At 68.5% G+C, this 15241-nt stretch carries 13 protein-coding genes and 2 pseudogenes; 11 read left to right on the top strand and 4 right to left on the bottom strand.

The window, feature by feature from the left end; genetic code table 11:
- Positions 1-195: pseudogene (locus tag AC2VOK_RS05695) on the top strand (ABC transporter ATP-binding protein); the annotation flags it as partial.
- A gap of 54 nt (positions 196-249) precedes the next feature.
- On the opposite strand, the gene AC2VOK_RS05690 reads toward AC2VOK_RS05695, so the two are convergent.
- Together AC2VOK_RS05690 and AC2VOK_RS05685 are read right to left on the bottom strand one after the other, a co-directional pair.
- Entirely contained in the window at positions 250-831 is a 582-nt protein-coding gene (locus AC2VOK_RS05690; protein ID WP_428899607.1) for a TetR/AcrR family transcriptional regulator, read from the bottom strand.
- Positions 832-956: 125 nt separating this feature from the next.
- Positions 957-3776 carry an aconitate hydratase gene (locus AC2VOK_RS05685; protein ID WP_428899606.1) on the bottom strand — a complete coding sequence of 940 codons (2820 nt, stop codon included), beginning with the start codon at positions 3774-3776 and terminating at the stop codon, positions 957-959.
- Between the two features lie 277 nt (positions 3777-4053).
- Between AC2VOK_RS05685 and AC2VOK_RS05680 the strand changes: the two genes are divergently transcribed.
- The 6 genes from AC2VOK_RS05680 to AC2VOK_RS05655 all read left to right on the top strand — a co-directional run bounded on the left by AC2VOK_RS05680 (position 4054) and on the right by AC2VOK_RS05655 (position 10275).
- Complete coding sequence (locus tag AC2VOK_RS05680; RefSeq protein WP_428899605.1) at positions 4054-4608, top strand: Rv1476 family membrane protein; 555 nt, start codon at positions 4054-4056, stop codon at positions 4606-4608.
- A 225-nt stretch (positions 4609-4833) separates the two neighbouring features.
- On the top strand, positions 4834-6267 hold the full coding sequence (ripA, locus tag AC2VOK_RS05675; RefSeq protein WP_428899604.1) for an NlpC/P60 family peptidoglycan endopeptidase RipA: 1434 nt from the start codon (positions 4834-4836) through the stop codon (positions 6265-6267).
- A gap of 10 nt (positions 6268-6277) precedes the next feature.
- Positions 6278-7012: an NlpC/P60 family peptidoglycan endopeptidase RipB gene (gene ripB / locus AC2VOK_RS05670; protein ID WP_421530908.1), complete on the top strand. Its 735-nt coding sequence runs from the start codon at positions 6278-6280 to the stop codon at positions 7010-7012.
- A 163-nt stretch (positions 7013-7175) separates the two neighbouring features.
- Entirely contained in the window at positions 7176-8309 is a 1134-nt protein-coding gene (gene moxR1, locus AC2VOK_RS05665; protein WP_428899603.1) for a chaperone MoxR1, read from the top strand.
- Positions 8310-8359: 50 nt separating this feature from the next.
- Positions 8360-9271 (top strand): DUF58 domain-containing protein, encoded by a 912-nt coding sequence (locus tag AC2VOK_RS05660; protein WP_428899609.1) that lies wholly within the window; start codon positions 8360-8362, stop codon positions 9269-9271.
- On the top strand, positions 9268-10275 hold the full coding sequence (locus AC2VOK_RS05655; RefSeq protein WP_428899602.1) for a VWA domain-containing protein: 1008 nt from the start codon (positions 9268-9270) through the stop codon (positions 10273-10275). Before AC2VOK_RS05660 ends, AC2VOK_RS05655 begins: the two co-directional genes overlap by 4 nt.
- Positions 10276-10333: 58 nt before the next feature.
- Here the strand turns inward: AC2VOK_RS05655 and AC2VOK_RS05650 are convergent, their stop codons facing one another.
- Positions 10334-11176 (bottom strand): type IV toxin-antitoxin system AbiEi family antitoxin, encoded by an 843-nt coding sequence (locus AC2VOK_RS05650; protein WP_428899608.1) that lies wholly within the window; start codon positions 11174-11176, stop codon positions 10334-10336.
- Between the two features lie 185 nt (positions 11177-11361).
- Here AC2VOK_RS05650 and fabG1 point away from each other — a divergent pair, with 185 nt between their 5' ends.
- The 3 genes from fabG1 to AC2VOK_RS05635 are packed head-to-tail and all read left to right on the top strand — an operon-like array spanning position 11362 to position 13970.
- Positions 11362-12129: a 3-oxoacyl-ACP reductase FabG1 gene (gene fabG1, locus AC2VOK_RS05645; protein WP_421530911.1), complete on the top strand. Its 768-nt coding sequence runs from the start codon at positions 11362-11364 to the stop codon at positions 12127-12129.
- 17 nt (positions 12130-12146) lie between these two features.
- Positions 12147-12956 (top strand): NADH-dependent enoyl-ACP reductase InhA, encoded by an 810-nt coding sequence (inhA, locus tag AC2VOK_RS05640; RefSeq protein WP_428899601.1) that lies wholly within the window; start codon positions 12147-12149, stop codon positions 12954-12956.
- Between the two features lie 6 nt (positions 12957-12962).
- Positions 12963-13970 (top strand): ferrochelatase, encoded by a 1008-nt coding sequence (locus AC2VOK_RS05635; protein WP_428899600.1) that lies wholly within the window; start codon positions 12963-12965, stop codon positions 13968-13970.
- Positions 13971-14063: 93 nt separating this feature from the next.
- Here the strand turns inward: AC2VOK_RS05635 and AC2VOK_RS05630 are convergent, their stop codons facing one another.
- The gene (locus AC2VOK_RS05630; protein WP_428899599.1) at positions 14064-14987 is read right to left on the bottom strand and encodes a hypothetical protein; all 924 of its coding nucleotides are present in this window, start codon (positions 14985-14987) and stop codon (positions 14064-14066) included.
- A gap of 67 nt (positions 14988-15054) precedes the next feature.
- Here AC2VOK_RS05630 and AC2VOK_RS05625 point away from each other — a divergent pair.
- Positions 15055-15150: pseudogene (locus tag AC2VOK_RS05625) on the top strand (NfeD family protein); the annotation flags it as partial.
- Positions 15151-15241: the final 91 nt, after the last annotated feature.

Genomic DNA, 15241 nt, shown 5'->3' with positions numbered 1-15241 from the left:
CCGACCAACAACCTCGATCCCGCGTCGCGTGAGCAGGTGCTCGACGCGCTGCGCAGCTACGCCGGTGCCGTGGTGCTGGTGACGCACGACCCCGGTGCCGCCGAGGCGCTCGATCCGCAGCGGGTGTTGGTGTTGCCCGACGGGACCGAGGACTATTGGTCCGCCGAATACCGCGATCTCATCGAGCTGGCGTAGCTCGGCGTAGCTCGGGCACGTCGCCGCAGGCGACGGCGAGCGCCCGCTGAGTTTCTAGGTCGCGATCCCGGAACCGTTGCGGCGCATCGATTTCTCCACCAGGTCCAGCACCGCGGACAGCCGCCGCGGATCCTCCCCGGACGCCAGCCGGGCCACCAGGCCGTCCAGGACGAGTTCGAGATAGCACTGCAGCACGTCGGCGGGGACGTCGTCGCGGACCCGGTGCGCTTCCTTCTGGCGGCGCAGGCGTTCGGTCGTCGCCGTTGCCAGTTCCGCGGACCGCTCCGCCCACCCGCGGCTGAACGCGGGGTCGTTGCGCAGTTTGCGTGCGATCTCCAACCGGGTGGCCAGCCAGTCGAATTGCTCGGGCGCAGCGAGCATGTCGCGCATCACCTGAACGAGTCCGGAGCGGGAGGCCACGTCGGCCATCCGTTCGGCGTCCTCGTGCGCCAGCGCGAAAAACAGTGCGTCCTTGTCCCGGAAGTGGTGGAAGATCGCGCCGCGCGACATCCCGATCGCCTGTTCCAGCCGGCGGACGGTGGCTTTGTCGTAGCCGTACTCGGCGAAGCAGCGACGGGCACCGTCCAGGATCTGGCGGCGGCGGGCCGCCAGATGGTCCTGGCTGACTTTGGGCACAGGCGGGCAGGGCTATATCTTCGGGTGGCGACCCGCTGCGCCCGGCCACGCCGCGCTTGCGATCGCCACTAGATCTTTCGGGTGGCGACCCGCTGCGCCCGGCCACGCCGCGCTTGCGATCGCCACTAGCCCGACTTGAGCATGTTGCGCAACACGTACTGCAGGATGCCGCCATTGCGGTAGTAGTCCGCCTCGCCGGGGGTGTCGATGCGCACCACCGCGTCGAATTCGACCGGGTCGCCTCCGTCTTTCCTGGCCCTGACGTGAACGGTTTTGGGTGTCTTACCGTCGTTGAGCGCACCGATCCCGGTGATGTCGAAGACCTCGGTGCCGTCGAGCCCGAGCGAACCGGCCGACTTGCCCTCGGGGAACTGCAGTGGGATGACGCCCATGCCGATCAGGTTGGAGCGGTGGATGCGCTCGAACGACTCGGCGATCACCGCGCGCACGCCCAGCAGCAGCGTGCCCTTGGCCGCCCAGTCCCGCGACGAACCGGAGCCGTATTCTTTGCCGCCCAGCACCACGAGCGGAATGTTCTGTGCCGCATAGTTTTGCGCGGCGTCGTAGATGAACGCCTGCGGGCCCCCGTCCTGGGTGAAGTCACGGGTGTACCCGCCCGCCACATCATCGAGCAGCATATTGCGCAGCCGGATGTTGGCGAACGTGCCGCGGATCATCACCTCGTGGTTGCCGCGCCGCGAACCGAAGGAGTTGTAGTCCCTGCGGTCCACGCCGTGCTGGTCGAGGTACTGCGCCGCCGGGGTGCCAGGCTTGATCGCGCCGGCGGGGGAGATGTGGTCGGTGGTCACCGAGTCGCCGAGCAGCGCGAGCACCCGGGCGCCGGTGATGTCGCCGACCGGTTCGGGGTCCGCCGTCATGCCCTCGAAGTAGGGCGGCTTGCGCACGTACGTCGAGTCGGGATCCCACTCGAAGGTCTTGCCGCTCGGGGTCGGCAGGTTGCGCCAGCGCTCGTCGCCCTTGAACACGTCGGCGTAGTTCCTGGTGAACATCTCGGAGTTGATCGCCGAGGCGATGGTGTCCGAGACGTCCTTCTGCGACGGCCAGATGTCTTTCAGATAGACAGCCTCGCCGTTTTTGCCGGTGCCGAGCGGTTCCTTCTCGAAGTCGAAGTCCATGGTCCCGGCCAGCGCGTAGGCGATGACCAGCGGCGGCGACGCCAGGTAGTTCATTTTCACGTCGGGGTTGATGCGGCCCTCGAAGTTCCGGTTGCCCGACAAGACGGCGGCCACCGAGAGATCGTTGTCGTTGATCGCCTTGGAGACATCCTCGGGCAGCGGGCCGGAGTTGCCGATGCAGGTGGTGCAGCCGTAGCCCACGAGGTAGAAGCCGAGCTTCTCCAAATACGGCCACAGGCCGGCTTTGTCGTAGTAGTCGTGGACCACCTGGGAGCCCGGGGCCATCGTGGTCTTCACCCACGGTTTGGACGACAGGCCCTTTTCCACGGCGTTGCGGGCCAGCAGCGCCGCGCCCAGCATCACCTCGGGGTTGGAGGTGTTGGTGCACGACGTGACCGCGGCGATCACCACGGCGCCGTGGTCGAGCACGAACTCGCCGTATTCGTCGGACTTCACCGTCACCGGGTTGCTCACCCGGCCTTTGGCGTGCGCGGCCGCCGAGTGCACCGGCGGGGCGTCGTCGGCGTGTCCGTTCCCCAGTGCGCCAGGATCGCTGGCCGGGAACGACTCGTCGACGGACTCGTCGAGCTTGGAGTACTCCTTCTTGTCCGGGTCGTCACCGACGTAGCCGGGCAGCTGGTTGCGGAATGTCGTCTTGGCTTGCGACAACGGGATTCGGTCCTGCGGACGCTTGGGCCCGGCAATCGAGGGCACCACGTCGGCGAGGTCGAGCTCGAGATACTCGGAGAAGGCGGGCGCGTGGTCGGGGTCGTGCCACATGCCCTGCGCCTTGGCGTAGGCCTCGACCAGCGCCAGCTGCTCCTCGTTGCGCCCGGTGAACCGCAGGTAGGAGATCGTCTCCTCGTCGACCGGGAAAATGGCTGCGGTGGAACCGAATTCGGGGCTCATGTTGCCCAGGGTGGCACGGTTGGCCAGCGGCACCTGGGCGACGCCTTGGCCGTAGAACTCGACGAACTTGCCGACCACGCCGTGTTCGCGCAGCATCTGGGTGACGGTCAGCACCACGTCGGTGGCCGTCACGCCCGGCTGGATCTCGCCGGTCAGCTTGAAGCCGACCACCCGCGGGATCAGCATCGACACCGGTTGGCCCAGCATGGCGGCCTCGGCCTCGATGCCGCCCACACCCCAGCCCAGGACGCCCAGGCCGTTGACCATCGTGGTGTGCGAGTCGGTGCCCACGCACGTGTCGGGATATGCCACTCCGTCGCGTTCCATGACCACGCTGGCCAGGTATTCGATGTTCACCTGGTGCACGATGCCGGTGCCCGGGGGCACCACCTTGAAATCACGGAACGCGCCCTGGCCCCAGCGCAGGAACTGGTAGCGCTCCCCGTTGCGCTGGTACTCGATCTCGACGTTGCGCTCGAACGCGTCGGCCCGGCCGAACAGATCGGCGATCACCGAGTGGTCGATCACCAGGTCGGCGGGTGCGAGGGGGTTGACCTTGTCCGGTGTGCCGCCCAGGTCGCCGACGGCCTCCCGCATGGTGGCCAGGTCCACGATGCACGGCACACCGGTGAAGTCCTGCATGATCACGCGGGCGGGCGTGTACTGGATCTCGATGCTGGGCTGCGCCTCGGGATCCCAGTTCGCGATGGCTTCGATGTGGTCCTTGGTGATGTTGCTGCCGTCCTCGTTGCGCAGCAGGTTCTCGGCGAGCACTTTGAGGCTGTAGGGGAGCTTCTCGGTGTTGGGGACCGCGTCCAGGCGATAGATCTGGTAACTCTTGTCGCCGACCTTCAGGTCGTGGCGGGCACCGAACGAGTTCACAGGATCCTTGCTAGTCACATCAACTCCCGGGGATTGAGTTCTTGCGCCGACGGGCCGTGCCGGCGCAGCCACTTTAACAGTACGTTTGTCCTGCATTACGGCCGCAGTTCTACCACTCAGTCTTGTCGGGTGGGGCCCGGGTTTAAACCCCTCGCCCCCCGCACGGCCCCGATTCCCGCCGTGACCGCCGTGGCCGAGTGCCACGCGAGCGTGACCGCCGTGGCCGAGTGCCACGCTAGAGTGACCGCCGTGGCCGAGTGTCACGCGAGCGTGACCGCGCAACAGGAGCGAGACGATGACTTTTCTCTGGCAACCACTCCTGCCGACCTACATTCCGCAGGACGTCGACATGTCCGTGGTCAAGGCCCAGGTGGCGGCGAGTGGGGTCAGTGCACCGCCGGCGGCGGTCCCGGGACTGCTGGATGTGGTCGACCAGGCTCACGCCGACGGCATCGATCTCAAGATCGTGCTGCTGGACCACAATCCGCCCAGCGACACGCCCCTGCGCGACATCTCCACCGTGGTGGGGGCCGACTATCCGAACGTCACGGTCCTCACGCTCAGTCCAAGCTATGTCGGCAGCTACAGCACGCAGTTCCCGCGCGTGACGCTCGAAGCCGGCGAGGACCACTCCAAGACCGGCAACCCGGTGGTCTCGGCGCAGAACTTTCTGCACACCCTGGACGCCCCCGAGTTTCCCTGGACCGGGCTGACGATATTCCTGCTGATCGGGGTGCTCCTGGCCGCCGTCGGCGCCCGTTTCCTGCAGGTGCGTGGTCGGCGTGCGGCAACATCGGCCGGGACGGCCGAAACTCCAGCAGTCCAGCCGATAAAGGCCGCTGAACAGTAGCTTTTCGTGCGGCGTCCACCGGGCGGGCTCGTCGCGTCTCCTCCTGGCAAATAGTGCAGGTCACCATCCGGTCACAGTAAACGCACGTCCGGAATGCAGTTTGTGACCACCGTTTCTACTGCGTCACATGTGACGTACGGTGCAAATGATGCTCGTGTTATACATGGCGCCTTACGTCACGACCCGCGCCGTCCATCCGCGTCAGACGTAGGAGATTTGAGACGAATGAGAGGCACCAGCGGGGGCTTTTCTGTGCGACGGGCCGCAAAGCTGACGCGGCCGGTTATTCCATCGATCCTGGGCTCGATCGTGAGCGCGGCGCTGCTGCTGGGCACGCCCGGACTGGCGAACGCCGATCCCGGGTCGGGCAAGCTGGCCGTCGCGATCGCCGACGTCGCCCGGGCCAACCAGCGCCTCCAGGACCTGAACGCGGAAATCCAGACCGAACTCGAAAGCGTCAACAAGGCGATGGTCGACGTCGAGACAGCGCGGGACAACGCGGCCTCGGCCGAACACGACGTCGAGGCCAGCCGGGGGGCTGTCAAGGACGCCGATGCGGCGATCGCGGCGGCGCAGCGCCGTTTCGACCGCTTCGCCGTGGCGACGTACATGAACGGGCCGTCGGGCAGCTACCTCACCGCGACCAGCCCCGAGGACATCCTCGGCACCCAGGCCACCGCCCAGGCCCTGACCGCCAGCGCGCAGTCGGCCATGGACAAGCTGCAACGCGCGCGCACCGAGCAGGTGAACAAGGAGTCGGCGGCGCGCCTTGCCAAGCAGAAGGCCGACAGGGCTGCCGTCGACGCGCAGGCCAGCCAGGATGCTGCGGTGGCGGCGCTGCAGGACTCCAGGGACAAGTTCGTCCGGCAACGCGACGAGGTCACCCGACTGGCAGCCGAGCGCGATGAGGCTCAGGCCAGGCTCGAGGCCGCCAAGCACGAGGTCGCGCGCGAGTGGTCGTCGGGCGGGGGTGGATCCGGCGCACCGGGTGACCGGTGGGGATCCGGCGATTCCGCCGCACCCACGGCGGGGGGGCGCACGTGGGACGGCGGCTGGGACCCGACACTGCCCATGGTGCCCAGCGCCAACGTCCCCGGCGACCCGATCGCGGTGATCAACCAGGTGCTGGGGTATTCGGCCACCTCGACGCAGGTGACCGCCAGCATGGGGCGAAAGTTCCTGCAGAGCGTGGGCATTCTCAAACCTGACGACACCGGCATCACCAACGCCCCGGGCCGGATCCCGCGGGTCTACGGGAGTCAGGCATCCGAGTACGTGATCCGGCGCGGGATGTCGCAGATCGGGGTCCCGTATTCCTGGGGCGGTGGCAACGCGGCCGGGCCCAGCAAGGGCATCGACTCGGGAGCCGGGACCACCGGCTTCGACTGTTCGGGCCTGGTGTTGTATTCGTTCGCCGGGGTGGGCATCAAGCTGCCGCACTACTCGGGGGCGCAGTACAAGATGGGCCGCAAGATCCCGTCGGCGCAGATGCGCCGTGGCGACGTCATCTTCTACGGACCGGGTGGCAGCCAGCACGTGACGCTCTACCTCGGCAACGGCCAGATGCTCGAGGCCCCCGACGTCGGCCTCAAGGTGCGTGTCGCGCCCGTGCGCACCAGCGGCATGACCCCCTACGTGGTCCGCTACATCGAGTACTGAGCGAGGAGCCATGCACCGCAAGCGGTTTCGATTCACCCATCTCGCCTGCAGCGCCGCGTTGGCGGCCGGTCTGACATTCTCGTCGCTGTCGTCCGGGGCCGCCCCGGCCACCGCGGACCCCGGTCCGTGGGACCCGACGCTGCCGGCGATGATCAGCGCGGGCGCGCCGGGGGACCCGCTCTCGGTCGCCTCCGCGTCGCTGCAGGCGACCGCACAGGCCACCCAGACCACCGTCGATCTGGGCAGGCAGTTCCTGGGCGGGCTCGGCATCAACCTTCCCGGCGGCGAGGCCCCGGCCGCCGCCACCACCAACCCGGGCGGCAAGATTCCGCGCGTCTACGGGCGCCAGGCCATCGAGTACGTGATCAAGCGGGGCGGCTCGCAGATGGGCGTGCCCTATTCCTGGGGCGGGGGTTCGCTGAAGGGCCCCAGCAAGGGCGTCGGCGACGGCGCCAACATCAACGGCTTCGACTGTTCCGGCTTGATGCGGTACGCCTTCGCCGGGGTCGGTGTGCTGATCCCGCGGTTCTCCGGTGACCAGTACAACGCCGGCCGCCACATCCCGCCGGACCAGGCCAGGCGCGGCGACCTGATCTTCTACGGCCCCGGCGGCGGCCAGCACGTGACGATGTATCTGGGTAACGGCCGGATGCTCGAGGCGTCCGGAAGCGCCGGCAAGGTGACCGTGAGCTCGGTACGCAAGGCCGGTATGACGCCATTCCTGACTAGGATCATCGAGTACTGAAGCCGGGCGCCGGCCAGGAAGGGTCGCCCGTGCACTCGCCGGGCGGGAGCCGCGGCGTCGACGGAATCCGGCGGGCCTGGAATAGTTGGACGCGGGCACGTGGCTGCCCCACGATTTCGGTCGTGCCGGCAGAGGTGTCCGATTGAGCTGTGGAGGATTGCTAATGACATCAGCAGGCGGGCCGCCCCCGGGCGCCAGCGGTTACTCGGGCCCGGGCGCGCACGCGGCCGCGGCGGCCCAGGACGTGCCCTCCGGGGGCGGTGACGGGCTGGCCGCCGAGGTCCACACGCTGGAGCGTGCGATTTTCGAGGTCAAGCGGATCATCGTCGGCCAGGACCAGTTGGTGGAGCGGATGCTGGTCGGCCTGCTGTCGCGGGGACACGTGCTGCTCGAGGGGGTGCCCGGCGTGGCCAAGACGCTGGCCGTGGAGACCTTCGCCAAGGTGGTGGGCGGCACGTTCGCGCGCATCCAGTTCACGCCCGACCTGGTGCCCACCGACATCATCGGTACCCGCATCTACCGCCAGGGCCGCGAGGAGTTCGACACCGAGCTCGGCCCGGTGGTGGTCAACTTCCTGCTCGCCGACGAGATCAACCGGGCCCCGGCGAAGGTGCAGTCCGCGCTGCTGGAGGTCATGCAGGAGCGCCAGGTGTCCATCGGTGGCAAGAGGTTCCCCCTGCCCAACCCGTTCCTGGTGATGGCGACCCAGAACCCCATCGAGCACGAGGGCGTCTACCCGCTGCCCGAGGCGCAGCGCGACCGCTTCCTGTTCAAGATCAACGTCGGCTACCCCTCTCCCGAGGAGGAGCGCGAGATCATCTACCGGATGGGCGTCAAGCCGCCGCAGCCCAAGCAGATCATGAACCCCGGCGACCTGCTGCGCCTGCAGGACATCGCCGCCAACAATTTCGTCCATCATGCGCTGGTCGACTACGTGGTGCGCGTGGTGACCGCCACCCGGCATCCCGAACAGCTCGGCATGAATGACGTCAAGGCGTGGATCTCCTTCGGTGCGTCGCCGCGCGCCTCACTGGGGATCATCGCCGCGTCGCGATCGCTGGCGCTGGTGCGCGGCCGCGACTACGTGATCCCGCAGGACATCGTCGAGGTGATCCCCGACGTGCTGCGGCACCGGTTGGTGCTGACCTATGACGCGCTGGCCGACGAGATCTCGCCCGAGGTCGTCATCAACCGGGTTCTGCAGACGGTTGCCCTTCCCCAGGTGAATGCCGTTCCGCAGCAAGGCCAATCGGTGCCCCCGGTGATGCAGGCCGCGGGCGCGGCCAGCGGTCGGTGACCGACACCGACTCCGCCGCGGTACCCGCGGCTCCTCGCCATCCACCGTCGATGCAGCGCGGGCAGATCAACGACCCCAAGCTGTCGGCGGCGCTGCGCACCCTGGAGCTCACCGTGCGGCGCAAGCTGGACGGCGTGCTGCACGGCAATCACCTCGGGCTGATCCCGGGGCCGGGCAGCGAACCGGGGGAGTCGCGGGAATACCAGCCCGGCGACGACGTCCGGCGGATGGACTGGGCGGTCACCGCACGCACCACCCACCCTCACGTCCGGCAGATGATCGCCGACCGGGAACTGGAGACCTGGCTGGTGGTCGACATGTCGGCCAGCCTGGACTTCGGCACCGTCGGGTGCGAGAAGCGCGACCTGGCGGTGGCGGCCGCGGCCGCGATCACCTACCTCAACAGCGGGGGCGGCAACCGGCTCGGCGCGCTGATCACCAACGGCGAGAAGATGATCCGGGTGCCCGCGCGGTCCGGACGCCAGCACGAGCAGACGCTGCTGCGCACTATCGCCACCACCCCACGGGCGCCGCTCGGGGTGCGCGGGGATCTGGCCGTGGCCATCGACGCGTTGCGCCGCCCGGAACGCCGCCGCGGCATGGCGGTGATCATCAGCGACTTCCTGGGGCCGATCAACTGGATGCGCCCGCTGCGGGCGATCTCGGCGCGCCACGAGGTGCTGGCCATCGAGGTGCTCGACCCCCGCGACGTCGAACTGCCCGATGTGGGGGACGTCGTGCTGCAGGACGCCGAGTCCGGGGTGACTCGCGAGTTCACCATCGACGCCCAGCTGCGCGATGATTTCGCCAAGGCGGCCGCGGCGCACCGAGCCGACGTCGCGCGCACCATCCGCGGTTGCGGCGCGCCGATTTTGACGCTGCGCACCGACCGGGACTGGCTCGCCGACATCGTCCGTTTCGTGGAGTCCCGGCGGCGCGGGGCACTGGCGGGGCGGCAGTGACGCTGCCGTTGCTCGGTCCCATGTCGATGTCGGGCTTCGAACACGCGTGGTTCTTCCTGTTCCTTGTGGTGGTCGCCGGGCTGGCCGTGCTGTATGTGCTGATGCAATTGGCCCGGCAGCGGCGGATCCTGCGGTTCGCCAACATGGAACTGCTGGAAAGCGTCGCGCCCAAGCGGCCGTCCACGTGGCGGCACGTCCCGGCGATCCTGCTGGTGCTGTCGCTGGTGCTGCTCACGGTCGCGATGGCCGGGCCCACGCGCGACGTCCGGATTCCGCGCAACCGCGCGGTGGTGATGCTGGTGGTCGACGTGTCGCAGTCGATGCGCGCCACCGACGTCCCGCCCAACCGGATGGTCGCCGCGCAGGACGCCGCCAAGCAGTTCGCCGACGAGCTGACCCCGGGGATCAACCTCGGGCTGATCTCCTATGCGGGCACCGCCACGGTGCTGGTGTCGCCGACCACTGATCGGGACGCGACCAAGCGGGCACTGGACAAGCTGCAGTTCGCCGACCGCACCGCCACCGGGGAGGGCATCTTCACCGCCCTGCAGGCGATCGCGACGGTGGGCGCGGTGATCGGCGGCGGCGACACCCCGCCACCGGCGCGCATCGTGTTGTTCTCCGACGGCAAGGAGACGATGCCGACCAATCCGAACAACCCCAAGGGGGCGTTCACCGCGGCACGCACCGCCAAGGACCAGGGGGTGCCGATCTCGACCATCTCGTTCGGCACACCGTACGGATTCGTCGAGATCAACGATCAGCGCCAGCCGGTGCCGGTCGACGACTCCACCATGAAGAAGGTTGCCGAGCTGTCCGGCGGGAATGCGTACAACGCCGCCAGCCTCTCGGAGCTCAGGGCCGTCTATGCGTCGTTGCAGCAGCAGATCGGCTACGAGACCATCAAGGGCGACGCGAGCGCGGGGTGGCTGCGGCTGGGCGCGGTGGTGCTGGCGCTGGCCGCCCTGGCCGCGCTGCTGATCAATCGCCGCCTGCCCGGCTGATCTTTCGTCCGCGAGCGTAACGTGGCTGCGGTTTGCGGTCCGAATTTTCGCAGTCTGGTCACGCTCGCGAAGCGCGTGCCGCACCCACTCGGCGGATGATGTCCGCGGGATGGTCCTCGGCGACGACGCGGACCACGACCCAGCCGTAGCGCTGGTCCAGCATTTCGAGGCGGCGGATGTCCTTCACGTATTGGGCACGACTGGACCGGTGCTGGTCGCCGTCGTACTCGACGGCGACCTTGATGTCTTCCCAACCCATATCCAAATATGCCTCTGCCCAACCCCATTCGCTGAGGACCGGGATCTGCGTCCGCGGCGGGGGAAAGCCGGCGCTTGCCAGTAGCAGGCGTACCCAGGTTTCCTTCGGGGATTGAGCCCCGCCGTCGACGCGCGCGAGCGCGGCACGGGCAGCCTTCATTCCCCGACGTCCTCGATAGCGGTCGACCAACAGCTCGACGTCGGTCGTTTTCACGGCGGTCGCCTGCACGAGGGCGTCGATCGCGGCGACCGCCATACCCAACCGGCAGCGCCTGGCGAGGTCGAGGGCCGTTCGAGCCGGTGTGGTGACCCGCATGCCGTCGACGACGGCAATCTCGTCGGGCTCGATGCGTTCTTCCCAGATCTGCACGCCGGTGGCAGGGCGGCGGTTGGTGTCGATGATCGCGGCGGGCAATTCCGGATCGATCCACTTCGAGCCATGCAGCGCAGAGGCGGAGAAGCCCGCGAGGACGCCTCGCCGACGCGAGCGCAGCCAGCACGCCTTCGCGCGCGACACCGCCGTCAGCGCGGCATCTTTCGGCATGTAGACGTCTTTGTGCAGCGGTACATACCGACTGCGCAGCTCGTAACCCGTCACTGCGCCGACAGCCAGGGCTTCACTGCCCAGAAAGGGGTCTGTCATGGCCGAAAGTGTGCTGATCGGCACCGACAAGGCCCGCGAGCGTAACCCCAGTGCGAAAAACCGCCCCGAAAGTCGCAGCCTGGTTACGTTCGCGACGTCCCAGGGGGTACGTGCAGGCCCAGGGGGTACGTGCAGGCCCAGGGGGTACGTGCAGCGCCCACGCGGCAAGGCGATAGGTTGGCGCAGTGACTGACACGGCCACCGACAAGAGCACCGAGAACGCCGCGGCAGCGGTCAGGCCCGCGTTCGTGTCCCGTTCCGTCCTGGTCACCGGAGGAAACCGGGGGATCGGTCTGGCGATCGCACAGCGATTGGCCGCCGACGGCCACAAAGTGGCGGTCACACACCGCGGTTCCGGAGCGCCCGAGGGGCTGTTCGGCGTCGAGTGTGACGTCACCGACGACGACGCCGTCGACCGCGCCTTCACCGCCGTCGAGGAACACCAGGGCCCGGTCGAGGTGCTGGTGTCCAACGCCGGAGTGTCCGCCGACGCGTTCCTCATACGGATGACCGTGGAGAGGTTTCAGAAGGTCATCGACGCCAACCTCACCGGGGCTTTCCGGGTCGCTCAGCGGGCATCCCGCAGTATGCAGAAGAAGCGCTTCGGCCGGATGATCTTCATCGGTTCGGTCTCCGGTACCTGGGGCATCGGCAACCAGGCGAACTATGCGGCGTCCAAGGCCGGCGTGATCGGAATGGCCCGCTCGATCTCCCGGGAGTTGTCGAAAGCCAACGTGACCGCGAACGTGGTGGCCCCGGGTTACATCGACACCGACATGACGCGCTCGCTGGATGAGCGGATTCAGGAGGGCGCGCTGCAATTCATCCCGGCGAAGCGGGTCGGTACCGCCGCCGAGGTCGCCGGGGTGGTCAGCTTCCTGGCGTCCGAGGACGCCAGTTACATCTCCGGCGCGGTCATCCCGGTCGACGGCGGCATGGGCATGGGGCACTGAGGAACGATAGGACGGACATGGCAGGACTGCTCGACGGCAAACGGATCCTGGTCTCCGGGATCATCACCGACTCGTCGATCGCGTTTCACATCGCCAAGGTGGCCCAGGAGGCGGGCGCGCAGTTGGTGCTGACCGGGTTCGACCGGTTGCGGCTGATCCAGCGCATCGCCGACCGGCTGCCCGAGAAGGCGCCGCTGATCGAGCTCGACGTGCAAAGCGAGGAGCACCTGGCCACGCTCGCCGAGCGGGTGAGCGCGGTGATCGGGCAGGGCAACAAGCTCGACGGCGTGGTGCACTCGATCGGCTTCATGCCGCAGACCGGGATGGGCATCAACCCGTTCTTCGACGCGCCCTACGAAGACGTGTCCAAGGGCATTCACATCTCGGCGTTCTCCTACGCCTCCCTGGCCAAGGCGTTGCTGCCCATCATGAATCCAGGAGGCAGCATCGTCGGCATGGATTTCGACCCGAGCCGTGCCATGCCCGCCTACAACTGGATGACGGTGGCCAAGAGCGCGCTGGAGTCGGTGAACCGGTTCGTGGCGCGTGAGGCCGGCAAGTACGGTGTGCGCTCCAATCTGGTTGCCGCCGGCCCGATCCGGACGCTGGCCATGAGTGCGATCGTCGGTGGCGCGCTCGGCGACGAGGCCGGCGCCCAGATGCAGCTGCTCGAGCAGGGCTGGGACCAGCGCGCGCCCATCGGCTGGAACATGAAGGACCCCACGCCGGTCGCCAAGACCGTGTGCGCGCTGCTGTCGGACTGGCTACCCGCCACCACCGGCACCATCGTCTACGCCGACGGCGGCGCCAGCACGCAGTTATTGTAGGCCCCAATGCAATTCGATGCGGTCCTGCTGCTGTCGTTCGGCGGTCCGGAGGGGCCCGAGCAGGTAAGGCCTTTCCTGGAGAACGTCACCCGTGGCCGTGACGTGCCACCCGAACGCCTCGACGAGGTCGCACAACACTACCTGCATTTCGGTGGGGTCTCGCCGATCAACGGGATCAACCGCGCGCTGATCACCGAGCTGCGCGCGGAGGTGGGCCTGCCGGTGTATTTCGGAAACCGCAACTGGGAGCCCTACGTCGAAGAAGCCGTCGCGGCCATGCGCGACAACGGCGTCCGCCGGGCAGCGGTGTTCACCACGTCGGCGTGGAGCGGCTATTCCAGCTGCACCCAGTACGTCGAGGACGTCGCCCGGGCCCGGCGGGTCACCGGGCCCGGCGCGCCGGAACTGGTGAAATTGCGGCCCTACTTCGACCATCCGCTGTTCGTCGAGATGTTCGCGGAGTCGATCGCCGCGGCCGCGGCGACGGTCCCCGGTGGTGCGCGGCTGGTGTTCACCGCGCATTCGATCCCGGTGGCCGCCGACCGGCGCTGCGGCCCGGACCTCTACAGCCGCCAAGTCGGTTATGCCGCAAGGCTGGTCGCCGCGGCCGCCGGCTACGCCGATTACGACCTGGTGTGGCAGTCGCGGTCGGGGCCGCCTCAGGTGCCCTGGCTGGAACCCGACGTGGGCGACCATCTGGCCGCGTTGGCGAAATCCGGCACCGACGCCGTCGTGGTATGCCCGATCGGCTTCGTCGCAGACCACATCGAGGTGGTGTGGGATCTCGACCACGACTTGCGCCTGCAGGCCGAGGCGACGGGCGTGGCTTTCGCCCGGGCGGCAACACCCAACGCAGACCGCCGATTCGCCCGGCTGGCCGCCGGTCTGATCGACGAGTTGCGCACCGGTCGTGCGCCCGAGCGGGTGAGCGGCCGTGACCCGGTGCCAGGTTGCCTGGCCGGCGTCAACGGTGAGCCGTGCCGCCCGCCGCACTGCATGGCGCGCCCCGTGTAGTCGTCGAGTGTGAAACCTGGTCGGCGACACGCCGAAATGCCCCGCCGACGCTTCACGCTCGGCGCCGTCAATTCACACTCGACGCCCAGAACGCTAGTCCGCCCACGCCGAGTGCAGTATCGCGGTGACCGCGGCCATCCGCGCCGATCTCACCACCGCGGTCAGCGGCCGCAGCGCGTCGTCGGCGATGCGTGACTCCGACGAGGATTGCCCCACGATGGGCTCGAGCGCAACGAACGACCCGTGCGGAGAATCCGATATCCGGCTGAGCCCGGCGCTGACGGTGATGATCGCGTCGACGTGCGCGGCGTTCTCCAGCACCCGCAGGGCCCGAGACGGCGCATGGTCGGGAATCCGGTGCTGCCGTGCCGATTCCATCAACTGCTCGACAAGCCCGCGCGGGTCGTCGACGTCGGACGCCGCCGAGCCGCGCCCGAGGGTGCCCAGCGTGTCGGCGGCCGAGCGCACGGCCGACCGCAGGGAGTACTCGGCGTCGCCCAGTTCGTGGTGGGCCAGCACCGGCGCACCCGGCAGCGAGTAGACCGTCCACGACAGCGCAGACGACTCGGGCAGCCCCGCGCCGTCGGTGGCGTGCTCGAAGTCGTCGTAGGCGAATTCGGGGACCAGCCCGACAGCGCTGCCGTGTGCCTCGGGGCCGGTGATGATGATCGCCTCGCCCGCGGCCAGGGCGTCGCGCTGAAACTGGGTTCCCGCGGTCAGCCCCCGCACGTCGCCGGGCACCGGTAACACTACGTTGATGGAGTCGCGCAACCGGGCCGAATCGCCGGCCGCCGAGCGTCCCGTCGCCGTGCGCAGGGTCTGCAACAACGACACCGCCCCGGTGTCGTCGACATCGGGCCACGACAGCCCGGTGCGCGTCGCCGCGACCGAATCATAGGCGGTTACGAATTGCTTTGGCGCCCAAAGGGATAACGCGTCCAGGACGTCGTCAGGCGCGGCCTTGCCCGCGAGCCAGGCGTTCGCCCACACGGACAGCGAGACACTGGGACACCACACGATGTCGCAGTGTAGTTGCTTTGGCCGCCGCAGGCCGATCATGCGCGATCGCGCGTATTCTGGCCGCATGCCCGGCGCTGTGCTTTGGCTGATATTCGCACTGGTGCTCGCCGGTGCGGAGGCCCTCACCGGCGATATGTTCCTGCTCATGCTCGGCGGCGGGGGGGGGGGGGGGGGGGGGGGGGGGGGGGGGGGGGGGGGGGGGGGGGGGGGGGGGGGGGGGGGGGGGGGGGGGGGGGGGGGGGGGGGGGGGG

This window comes from Mycobacterium sp. TH-M116 (genome assembly GCF_057473685.1).
The sequence above is the reverse complement of the archived record's forward strand: the minus strand, read 5'-3'. Positions and strand labels throughout refer to the sequence as shown.

Coding starts and splice junctions, on each gene's coding strand:
- AC2VOK_RS05680 (WP_428899605.1), top strand. CDS start 4,054: ATGACTTTTCTCTGGCAACCACTCCTGCCGACCTACATTCCGCAGGAC.
- ripA (WP_428899604.1), top strand. CDS start 4,834: ATGAGAGGCACCAGCGGGGGCTTTTCTGTGCGACGGGCCGCAAAGCTG.
- ripB (WP_421530908.1), top strand. CDS start 6,278: ATGCACCGCAAGCGGTTTCGATTCACCCATCTCGCCTGCAGCGCCGCG.
- moxR1 (WP_428899603.1), top strand. CDS start 7,176: ATGACATCAGCAGGCGGGCCGCCCCCGGGCGCCAGCGGTTACTCGGGC.
- AC2VOK_RS05660 (WP_428899609.1), top strand. CDS start 8,360: ATGCAGCGCGGGCAGATCAACGACCCCAAGCTGTCGGCGGCGCTGCGC.
- AC2VOK_RS05650 (WP_428899608.1), bottom strand. CDS start 11,176: ATGACAGACCCCTTTCTGGGCAGTGAAGCCCTGGCTGTCGGCGCAGTG.
- inhA (WP_428899601.1), top strand. CDS start 12,147: ATGGCAGGACTGCTCGACGGCAAACGGATCCTGGTCTCCGGGATCATC.
- AC2VOK_RS05635 (WP_428899600.1), top strand. CDS start 12,963: ATGCAATTCGATGCGGTCCTGCTGCTGTCGTTCGGCGGTCCGGAGGGG.